The organism is Rhodococcus globerulus NBRC 14531, assembly GCF_001894805.1.
GTDB classification, from domain to species: domain Bacteria; phylum Actinomycetota; class Actinomycetes; order Mycobacteriales; family Mycobacteriaceae; genus Rhodococcus_F; species Rhodococcus_F globerula.
Genome location: NZ_BCWX01000009.1, coordinates 124,160 through 135,671, shown reverse-complemented (window position 1 = coordinate 135,671; position 11,512 = coordinate 124,160). Strand labels below are relative to the sequence as shown.

The window sequence follows — 11,512 nt, the reverse complement described above, 5'->3', positions numbered from 1 at the left end:
CCAGCTCTCGCGCGTCAATTCCGATACACCTACGAGAATAGATCTGCACCCCCATAGACCAGTCTGCGTAGCCAGAGTTTCACCTCCAGTTCATTCCGCTAAGGCACGTCTGACAACTACACAAGGAGCCACTCCATGTCAGGCTCTATCCGGCATTTCGCTGGTGTGAGGTTTGTCGGGTCACTCAAGAACGTTAGCGGCGGAATGTAGTGATGCCCACCTGAGGCCGAAATACGCTCAGGGTAGCGGTAGAACTGACCGATCCGAGAAGATCTTCTTAGACCAATTCCCCTATCAGACAACAACAGTCAAGAATATCTTCGGTCTCAAAGTGGGAATAGCCTCGCAAATAGTTGAATACTGGCTGTTATCAACATGATTGCGCGTCCTCAAAATTCGCGAGTTGGAAGTTCGAGTGGATTCCATTCTGTAAGAATGGGTTTCATGGCAATGACACTGCAGAGACAGCAGGTATCGGAGGGATCATTGTGCCCGCGACTTTCGGGCGACTGTCGCTCGGATAAGCGCTAGGGCAGCCGCTCGAACGGACGGAGAAGCAACACGTTGATTCCGAGCGGCGGCCTCGTTTGCCGCAGTCCGTCGCTCTTCGTCGCGTTGGTTCTTGGCAGCGACAGCGAGTTCGGTTGGGGAGGGGACAGACCAGTTGATACGGGCTAGGCGCCAGTGCAGGAATCGGACCGGATCCTTCAGGTCAGAGGAGTTAGGCCATATCCAGCCTCGCAATTTGGTGTCTTCGGTGAGGGTCCGGGCGATATCTCGACCCGACCAGCGGTTGGTGTCGATCGAGTGGCGGATGAGGGCGTCGCTGATCACTCCGATGTGCCCGGGGGGCATAAGTGCGGGCGCGTATCGAATTAGTTCGGCCGCTGCTCGCTGAAGGTTAAGGGGTTTGGGCTTGCGGGTTTTGAATTTCTTCTGGCGGCCTTTGCGCGTGCGCGCGTTTGTGTAGTTCTTCCTAACGGAAGAAGAAGAACTAAAAGCAAGTACAACAGATAGGGGGTCAGGGATGTTTGTTTGTGGATAAGTTTTGGTTGGAGTGTGGTCGCACTCTGGGGCCTGTGGGGTTGTTTGTGATGAGGGTTCGGTTGGAGTGTTTGGTGAAGTGAGACGTTGAAGTACCGATTTGGGTGAGATGAGTGCCCAGACGCTCGCTGCGCGGGTTTGATGGCCGCCGTGGTGTGCTTCGGCGGCCCAGCATTCGATGGTGCGTAGGAAGCGTCCTCGGGCCATTTCTTTAGCTACGTAGAGCGCGGATAGAACTCGTCGGGCGCGTTGTACTACAGAGACCGAGGTTCCGGTTCGTTCGGCGAGCGCGGTTCGGGATGCGGCGACGCGTCGGCCTGTTCGTTGTTCGGCGAATCCTGCCATGGTGACTGCGACTGCGAAGACGCGTTGTGGGTCTACTTGATGTTGGCGGCAGGCGTCTGTGCCGGTGGGAGTATTCAGAAGCTCTCGAACTTGGCGTTGCCATTTGGCTCTACCTGTCCATAGGGGGGTTCGCGCTTGTTCTGTGTGATCGACGGGTAGGCACCAGGATTGTCCGCGTTGTTCGCTGTCCGTGTTAAGTGTGGTGATTTGGTTGATGCGTTCTTCCGCGCGGGCGATTGAATCGGCAAGATCAGGGTTGGATATGCCGTTTACGGGGGCGTTTGTTGCCGATATCACTCGAATTTGCGCGGAATGGCTGTTTTTTTGTTGAAGATAGCTTGAAACAGATTCAGGGTATGGGCTACCCTGAGACGTACCTACCACGGTGAGTCCCTTCGGAGAGAGCAACAGATGAGGCAGAAGGGCCAACTTCCGCTTCATCAAAATGAAAATTAGACAGAAAAAGCCAATCGGTCTTTTTCTGTTTAAGATCCAAAATGGGGTCGACAATTAACCCCCCTTCGGGGGTTACCGATTTTGGATTGTGAGATATGTAATTGTGCTCTTATTACTGTTCAGTAACTTAGTTCTCCTTACTCTTCTGAATACAATTCACCCCATATCCCATCACAAATACCCGCCCTAATGGTGGAACGGCGCATGGTGTGTTTTGACACATAATAATGGGGTACGAATGTCTCCGTTTACGTGCTCGCGCGTTTGAATCACAGACTGCTCTGAGTAGTCACCATTTGTAACCAAAGACTGACTACCAGGATTTGCTAGGCGCTGCAGCCGCCTGTGATTGCTCGGGTTTTCATGCACTGATGGTGAGACCGACTTTCGGAACGAAGTCGATAATCGTCCGCACAGTTGTAGCGCTGAACGTCGGCGCCTGTGGGCTGTCGACGCCTCTGGTGGTCGGCCGTTCCGTAATCACCGTTCCTGCTGGGCTCGATCCGCTGTCCTCCCAGACACGCCGTGTTGATGGCGAGCGACCGGTATGCAGTAGCCAATGGCACCCGGTCGATGGCGGTATTCCTTGAACCGCATATTCGCTCGGACATGCCGACAGGGTCGGTGGGATGGGCTGTACCAGTGGCCGACATGCGCCGCTTCGGTGATGTTGTTTCGTTTCGTGCCGAGCTTTACGGATGCGGGGTGTCGATTGGCGACGACGCTGCCGGCCGCGAGGCCGCGGCATGTGAGGCAGTCGAAAGATCCTGCGGCAACGTCGTACCCGAAGATCTGCTCCTCATCAGTGCGGCAACACTTGATCACCGTGCGCACCACATAACTTGCACCTTCCGGTTTCCCTGGCATGACGTCGGTGGTTGCAGACCGGGGAACCGAGATCATTCGAGAGTTGGTCGACGTAGTTGTTCCCGGACGCTTGCCACCGAAGTTTAAGCTGATTCGCTCGTGCGTGGTGGATTCGGTGCGTTTCTCGGAGCGGTCGGATGACTCGGTAGGCGCTGGGTACTGCTTCGATCTCGGCGATCCAGGCCGACCTCTGCAGCGATCGGCGAAGTCGTGGAGCGTTATTGCTGCAACATCGTCAGTAACCGATTATCCATATGGGTGGTAGCGGTTTAACCAGAGCCAAGATCGTCGCTCTGATCACGGACTCGGATAAGTGGGTGCCGGCAGAACTTGTCCGGGGTTCGTATCCGCATACGTCGCCCGGACCAGCTCGGCGATCTCGCCGGTGGCTTATGCAGGTCTGGCAGCAGGATCTTTGACGGAGTTTGTCGTCCGAAGCGTACTCCGCGAGATGGTGGACGCGATGACATTGTCTTGGACAGGAAGACGTGGAATGTGGCCTGTCTCAGGTGTTCTCGCTTCACTGACTCAGCAGGGTGAGTACCTTGAACTCGGTGGCTGGCATTCAACAGCGAGGTCGACATTTCGGTGCTCGGTGCTTTGGTTCGCGACAGAGTCGCCGGGTACTTCGTCATAGGCGCAGCGTGCCATGAGAGCGCCCACTGCCGCCATCAAGGCCCTTGGCGGAGCGCTTTGGTTGCAACTGCTTTCCGTGACTACGACGACCCGGAGAGTGGTATCGGCCGTACTGCGGCTGCCCCGCCCGTACTGCGGCTGCCCCGCTAGGCCTCCCTTTGGCCCTGGCGAGCCTGCCGGAGATATACGACGATCTATCGTCTGGACGTTGCCGACATCATGGACTGCGGATGCCACGTGCAACTCCATCTCGATCCGGAATCCCAGGTACGCTTCGCGTGTCAATTGGCGGATTCCGTTGTCGGTGAAGTCGAATTCGATTCGTTGACAACGCATACGGATACCGAAACAGACATGCGGCGTGCTGGATTCGAACCGACGTGGGTGGTCTCACCTCGATTGATGTCCTGCACGTCGACCGTTTCGTTGTTCCCGGGTGCCTCACCAATACCTGCCGGGTTGCCGTTTTTCTGGTCCGCCGGGCTTCGTCGTCGCCTTGCCGGATGTGCGGCTCGCACTATGCCCCTGCCGCATTGACCGCATGCAAAGGTGCGTAGTCTCCGCCAAGAAGCTATCCGCTCGGCTTTGGCCGGCAGGAAATGGCGTTGTGATGTTCGACGGCAATCTGTTCCTGGCGAAGGGTGCCGAAACGATCGGTGAACGGTCATACACGTGCGCAGTGCGTGCAGTTCGCGCAGCGAATGCGACGCCGAAAAGTAGCGAGAAGTTCTGCAGCACAGTCAATTTCATCAAAGCCTCATGTTTCTACCGACCGTGCGCAGCGGCCCTGCATATGCGTAGTGTGCGGAAGTTGCACCTCTGGTCTTCGCTGCCATCTCACGTCTCCGCGTCCTCGGAGCTGAACGCCATGTTTTGATGTTCTCGACCTTCGCCTCCGCAAGGCCGTCACCGGACTCGCAATGACTGGCGACAGCGCCTGTCATCACGAGACGCACGAAATGAGTGAGATTCCAGGGAGGGCCGGCCTCCGGTCGCCGGAATTGCTCTAGTTGAGTGTGCTTTACGTGCATGCCGTAGCCCTTGGCGTGGCCGTGCCAACCCGTCGGGCCTGATCGGGTCAAGATGTTTCGCAGGTGGCAAACCTGCCGAGGGTTTTGCCCAGTTGCGGTCAGGAGCCATCGATTTCGCTCGGCAGTGTTTTGGAATGAGCCTTGAAATCGGTGAACCCGGTGCGCCTTCCGAAACATGCGACACACCGAATGGGCGCGCCTACCCGTATCAGTTACAGATTGGTTCTAGTCTTTCCTCATGGCACAGCACAATAAGGGACCTCGCGGACACATCGCGACTCGTGCTCCCCTCAAGCAGCACAAGGTGTACGAGGATCGGGCCGCCGAACTCGGGATCCCTGCTGGGGACTATTCCGTGCTCATCTTGGCCATCACGCACGGACTGGACATACCGGACTACATCAGCGACAAGCTGCGTCCGGATCAGCTTCGTTTGCTCGAAGTCGAAGCTGCGGGTTCGTTGCAACGCATCGAGCAGCTTGCGATCGGCGCATGAACTACCCCTAGACAGCGAACAACCCCCAGGGCTTGGCGGCATCGGGGGCTGTCCGTTTATGCGGTTGTGGGAGCTTCCCAGTTCCCTGACCACCACAAACCCGGTTAAGGAAGAGGCGGTGCTTATTCGATGATATCGCAGAAACATAATTCCGCCATACACATAGGCGTCTCAGCGGTGTCTTTTTCAGCACACCCGCATCACAATTTGGTCTGGATGATTTCCGCATCACACTGCGTGGATCGACGAATTTCCGTGTCTGCCCAGGTCAGCGCCGTGTCTATGAAGGCACCTTCCCGCTGCCGGCGGATCCGATCCTTGTTCCGACATTCTGCTGGTCCGCGAACGTGTGTTTCGTGGACTCGCGTGAACGGGGGCTGCCTGTAGCTAGTGGCGGACGAGGGATCTCGATATCCAATTACACAGCGCAGACCTCTCGAAACACACAGGCCCCCCGAAGGGGGGGATCTGGAGCGGACCGCATCGCGGCGAATAAGGACTGGCAGGTCCTTGACGGACTGAGAACTGGCAGGTTCTCGGTCATATGTTCTCGAAACGTTCTCGAGAGGTGAGCTTCGAAAGTTGACGCTTTCTCGGCTCGAACTGCATCCCCGGAAAGGGACTACCTATGGCAGGTATGTCTCAGGGTAGCTCATACCCTGAATACGGATCAGCAAATTCTCTATCACTCGTTTTGGGCGTGTCGCGCAGCACCCCCCCTGTTCCCGACGTTCCCGCCGTTTCGGCGGCCGTCGTCGACGAATGGGAAGCCGCAGTCAACGCGGCAGTCGCACGTGTCGCCCAAATTGAAGAGGCGACACAGCAACTGAACAAGGCCTCTGAACAGCGCGGATTCTCCTGGGCGTTACCTGTGGAGCCAACCGAACAAGCCCGGGTCCCTGTGTGGACATCGCGCAGTGAATGGCTCCGTCAATTTCGGTATCACACCAATTCTTCTGCGGGTAAGGCTTTGTGTGCGCGCAGGTTGATCAAGCCCGACAAGGCGTATGTAGTTGCCGAGGCACACGCTCATTTCGCAGAGTCCCGGACAGGGCGCGGAGTGACGGCATCGAAATCAACGATCGCGGCGCGCGCCAAAGTCAGTGAATCTGCTGTCAATCGAGCACGTCGCGTCCTTATCGACCTAGGGATGGGTGTTGAGCACGTCCGGGGTCGAAAGCTGAGAACTATCGAATTTCTTGCAGCAGAAGCGCACCACGGAGGTCAACAGCGCCGCGCGGCGTCAACGTGGGCCTTGTCGTCCCCCCGATCAATCGTAGAGTCGACACCGCCAACCAAATCGTTGAAGAATCGCCCCTCCCGGGCGGCTGAACGGACCTCCAGATATCGGAACCGCAATTCCCGGCGTTGCCGTTTCGCCGCCGAGTATCCGCCGTCCCAGGTTCCGTCGGCGACGACTGTCGCTGACACCCTATCTAGAGGTGGTCTTTTATCTTGTGAAGTTCTTCCGTTAGGAAGAACTCACCAAAGCGCAAGTGCGCGAACACAACCGCGAAGCATGAAACCTAGCGGCGGCTACGATTATCCTCGGCCGCTCCAACTTCAGCGAGCAGCCGCTGAACTCGTCAAGCATGCTCCCGCTCTCGCACCGCCTGGCCATATCGGCGCGGTTTGCGATGTGTTGAGTCGTGCAGGAATCGATCACACTCGTTGGACAGGTCGCGATATCGCTCGAACGCTTTCCCTAGATACCAAGGAACGAGGTTGGATCTGGCCCACAGCGGCCAGTCTCACTTCTCCCTTGGCATATCTCAAATACAGGATTAGCGGGATCGATTGGGCCCGAGAATCACCCAGTGAACAGCGTAAAGCTGCAGATCTGGCGAGACGAAAGGAGCAAAAACAGTTCGAACGAACACAGCAGCGACGTACTCGAAGTGCCGCAAGTCCTGAACATCGGGCGCAGGCGTTAACCGATATTCGAGCGAATCTGAGCGCAAAGCTGCGACTACGGTGAAAGTTCGTCCACTGCGTCGTGTACTCGCGCAGGGACAGCGTAAAGCTGAATTCGTGGAGTAGGAAGAAATTAGCGCTGAGCTGCCAAAATCTGCCAGTTTGGGTGGCTTTCGGTGCCGGTTCTTGTGCTAAACGGCTTGAGGTGTTTCCAGTTCGGTGGCGCCGTGGCTACGTTTCTATATCACAAGTTTTGTGAGTGCGAGAGAACGCGGAGCGGGAGGTTTGGATGCCGTGCGTTCGTGATGTCGACTCTTCAGTGGTGATCGACTCTGTGGGGTCCGGTCTTCGCGTCCGGCGTATTGACGGAGGTCAGAGTGTCGTCGTTGTCTTTTGGTGTTCGGGTTAGGCGATTGCACGCAGCTTGGATGTAGTTTTCCGGTCTTCGATCCCGTGGGAGTACTTGCGTCGTTTACGTGGTTGTGGCATTTGCGTATGACGCGCGGACGCGAAGCATTGCGTGCGTAAAGCACTACACCTGGTGTGTGGCGCGTCTTAAGATGTCGTTTTTTGCGTGCTCGAACGGTGATCGAAGTGGGACCCGCGTCTACTCCCCTCGGTGTCACTGTTGGAGGGACGCAGACCGCGGCGGAGACTTCCAGATTCTGATAGCAGTTTCCCGCTGAGGCTGTGTGGATCCGCGATCCTCCGCGGAGGCCGTTGGAGATGAGATTTTCGTGCTCCTCTAGGGCGCGCTAGATATGTCACTGTGACGTTTTGAGTAGGGATGGAAGGACTGTGTCGAAGTCGGTGTCAATACGTATGTATTGTTTCATTTGGCCGATCAACACGTATTCCGACATCTTTAGCCATCGCGGCTGTGGTGATTCGCTCGCGCAATAAGAATCCCGCCGCACTTGACTCCCCCGTTCCGGCTAGTTCCGGCGTTCGGGGCGTGTGTTGTGCATGTCGGCGTTGTATCGATCCGCCGTGCAAGCCGTGAGGATCAGCCTGCTCGAACCGGTCGATGGACTCGAATATCAGTGTTCTCCAGGACTTCTCGTTCAATCGACCGGTCGAGTGACCTGTTTATAGATTCATTCCGCGGTTCGAACTGGTTGATCCTTTGCTGTCTAAGTCGAAGAGGCCGGTATGTCGCCTTGGCTGCGCCGCGAGTTCCGCTGTTCGCATCTGGTGCATGCATTGCGAGTGCTGCGTGCAGTGTCTGCGTGAATGGGCCGCGTTCGACAAATGGAGGTGTTTTCCTTGCGCTGCAATGCTCGTCGGGAAGTGAAGTGTGGGAGGAATGATGTGTCGGATCTTGGGTGTAGATCGGATCTTGTAGATGTGGAAATATCTCTACCTGGGCATATGTAGTGCGTGCATTGCGTGCAATGCACGCGAACCGTATGTCCATTAGCTTGCCTGCGTGTAGTGCATGCCTTGCGTGCAGTCGACCTGGAGTGATGAATGCGGGGCGTGCATGTAATGCGTAGTGTGCGCTGAATGCATGCATAGCATGCAGTGCGCTGTACGTATAAGTTGCATAGCTCGCGCTACATGCATGCCACGCGCTTAGTGCTAAGCATGCGTCGCTCTCAATGTGAGCGCGACACGCACGCGTTGCTATGCGTACACAAAGTGCAACGCACGCGTGTTATGTTGTGCATGCATACCGTGCATTCATAGCCTTTCGTGCAAGCCTTGTTTATAACGCGCGCATGACGTGCAATGCATGCAACGCTTTACTTGCACGCGCTGCGCTCGGTGTACCTGACGCGCGCAATGCGCTCGTGAACGAATTCGACGGAAGGTCCGCAATGCAGCCACGCAAAATTGCACTGGGTAACCAGAAGGGTGGCGTCGGCAAGACGGCGTCAACGCTCGGATTGGCCAGCGCTATAACGGCGGTCGGAGGTAAAGTGCTCGTCGTTGACATGGACCAACAGGGAAACACCACCAGCGGATTGGGTGTCGAACTCGAAGACGGAATGCTGACGGCTTACCACCTTATGAACCAAACCAGGGAAGGTGTTGCGGCCGAGGCTATCGTTGCTACGCCGTGGGACGGGGTTGACCTGATTCCGGCTGACGAGGAGCTCGGGAAAATTGAGTCGGACGGATCCAACGATCTCGTGTTTCGTCTTGATGTGGCATTTGAAGGGCTGGATCTTTCGCCTTATGACGCTGTGCTCTTCGACTGCCCGCCCAATATGGGCAAGGTCTTGTTTGCGGTCCTGATTGCGGCAGACGGTGTTGTAGCTATTACCGAACCCACCATTGACAGTGTTCGTGGTGTTCAGAAGCTTGAGCAGACGATTGACACCGTCCGTAAACGCGCTAACCCGAAGCTTGCGTTCGACAAGATTGTCATCAGTCGTAGACGTGCGACGGGGGAGCATGATTTTCGCGAGAACGAACTTCGCGAAACTTACGGTGATCTAGTGGCGAAGACTGTCATTCCGGAACTCGCTGCCCGACAAGATGCGCATTCCAATCACACACCTATCCATCAGTTCAAGGGAGGGAAGGCGTTGACGCTCAAGCTTGCTTACACGGATCTCCTCGCTGAGCTGCCTGTCGAGATTGGGGCGACGGCATGAGTGTCAAACGTGAACCGGCGATCCGTAAGACTCATCCTGCGGAACTGATCCCGGAACGGCCGCCGAGGGGCGAATCGGCAGTTGTGTCAACGACGCAACCTTCCGTTGCGTCCGTACCTGTTGCGCCGGCCGCGGTTCAGCCTGCGGGCTCTAGTGGCCGTAGGGAGGGGGAGAAGCTGTCGATGACGCACAACACCCGGATTAAACCCTCCACCAAGGACCGCCTCCGCCGTGGTGTCGACAAGCTGCGATATGAGACGGGCGATCGTGAGATTAGCGAAGCGTCGATGACGGAAGCTGCCTTGGATGAATATTTGAACGCCAGGGGTCTGTGAGTCGCAATCCGGTGGTGCATGCACGGCGTGCACGCAGTGCATGCATAGTTTGAATGCTCTACTGTGCCTGTGATCGCACATAGAACTAGCCGGGAGACTGTGCAGTGACGTGCAACGCTTCATGCGCGAACCTCGTACGCCATGTGCACCAAGTCGCTTCCGCCAGCTGGGCCAGTGAGTTCACATGCACGCACCTGCATCGGCATCGCCAAAATTGTGTGGATGTGGCAACGCAGCACGCAGGGAAGAGATGTCGAACTACTTATTTCGCCCTGAACTGATGGCTGGGACAGACGCTGTCACATTGCTTGTGCAGAAGCGGCATCAAGCCACAGAACCCGACCAGTGCATTGTTGTCCTAGACCGGGCTTCACCGTGACGATCGCAACCGACAGGAATCCGACATGACCGAGCCAATCAACGACCTGCGACCGGTGGGCAATCCGGTGCGTACGCGTCGGCCACGTCAGCAGCGCGCAACGATCACAAAAGCGAACATCCTCGAAGCCGCAGCAAGATCATTTGCCTATGACGGTTACGCCGCAACGTCACTCGCCGATTTACTCGCCGCCTCCGGGACGACCAAAGGCGCTGTGTACTTCCATTTCGATTCGAAGGAAGCAATAGCTCGGGAACTCGTCGCTCACTGGTCGGCGGCGCTTACGCACGCGTCCGTCGCAGCGCACGACTTGCAGCCGCCTTCCGTTGCCCAGATCAGTTCATTTTTTGGGGACCTTGCAGCGAGCATCTCGGTCAGTTCGCTTGCCCGTGCGGGACTTCGACTCACTACCGAATCCGGGATCGACGGGGCGCGAGAGGCATTTGCTCAGTGGATGGATATCACGAGCAGTCTCGTCGATGCAGCAATCGCATCAGGACAGCTGCCCGACAATTCCACGACGCGGCAGCTTTCGTGGAACCTGTGCGCAGGGTTCATCGGGACCGTGAACATCATCCGGGCTCTCGGTGATACCGGCGATTTCACCGCTCGCATGCACAGCCTGGTCACTGTGCACCTGGCTGCATGTACGGCCGCGAAATCAAGCTGACAGTTTCGTTGGACGAAACCGCAGTAGTTTTAGAGTGAGGCTGTTATCGCAGCGAATTATCGATGCATGGCTTTGGTACGTTTTCGCTGGCGGTCAGAGTTTTGGTTGGTTCCCTGCCGATGCTGGCGGATTGGCTACCGTCCGGTCGGGCACGTCAACGGACTGGGATTCAATTCGGATCCCACTGCGGTACCATTTCGGGATGTCACAGATTTCCATCCGGCTCCCCGACGAGATGGTGGCGTACCTCGACGGTGAAGTGAATGGCCATCGCGCGTCTTCACGCGCAGCGTTAGTTCTGAGGGCGCTCGAGCGGGAACGTCGCAGACAGATTGCAGCGCGGGATGCGGAGATTCTAGCCAAGGTGTCGAGCGAGGACGATATGGATTCTCTCGCAACGCATGTCGATAATTTATCAAGGGATTTGGCCTGATGCGGCCGATTCATGAAGCGAAACTCGACAAGGTTCGTCCCGTGCTCGTCCTGTCACGGGAAGTGGTGCGCCCGCACCTGAACCGGGTGACTGTTGCACCGATCACCACCACCATCCGCGGGTTGTCCACCGAGGTGGCTGTCGGACGTATGAACGGCCTCGACGGGGATTCGGTGATCAGTTGCGACAGCATCACGACTATCCCTGTGAGCGCACTTGGTCCGGGAATCGGGTATTTCTTTCCAGCGCAAGAGGAATCGCTTACTCGCGCGATTCGCGGCGCGTTCGATCTCGAATGACAAC

General features: G+C 56.8%; 5 protein-coding genes. All 5 read left to right on the top strand.

The genetic code is table 11. The features are described from left to right. Window positions 1–4,617: 4,617 nt before the first annotated feature. The 5 genes from RG2_RS28745 to RG2_RS28715 all read left to right on the top strand — a co-directional run bounded on the left by RG2_RS28745 (window position 4,618) and on the right by RG2_RS28715 (window position 11,508). Complete coding sequence (locus RG2_RS28745; RefSeq protein ID WP_033236862.1) at window positions 4,618–4,875, top strand: hypothetical protein; 258 nt, start codon at window positions 4,618–4,620, stop codon at window positions 4,873–4,875. 3,734 nt (window positions 4,876–8,609) lie between these two features. After that, window positions 8,610–9,392: a ParA family protein gene (locus RG2_RS28735; protein WP_033236928.1), complete on the top strand. Its 783-nt coding sequence runs from the start codon at window positions 8,610–8,612 to the stop codon at window positions 9,390–9,392. A gap of 739 nt (window positions 9,393–10,131) precedes the next feature. Continuing rightward, window positions 10,132–10,776, top strand: a complete 645-nt coding sequence (locus RG2_RS28725; RefSeq protein ID WP_051730764.1) for a TetR family transcriptional regulator — start codon at window positions 10,132–10,134, stop codon at window positions 10,774–10,776. A 202-nt stretch (window positions 10,777–10,978) separates the two neighbouring features. Then, complete coding sequence (locus tag RG2_RS28720) at window positions 10,979–11,209, top strand: hypothetical protein (protein WP_033236926.1); 231 nt, start codon at window positions 10,979–10,981, stop codon at window positions 11,207–11,209. Next, window positions 11,209–11,508, top strand: coding sequence for a type II toxin-antitoxin system PemK/MazF family toxin (locus tag RG2_RS28715; RefSeq protein ID WP_033236859.1), 300 nt, complete (start codon window positions 11,209–11,211; stop codon window positions 11,506–11,508). Before RG2_RS28720 ends, RG2_RS28715 begins: the two co-directional genes overlap by 1 nt. Window positions 11,509–11,512: the final 4 nt, after the last annotated feature.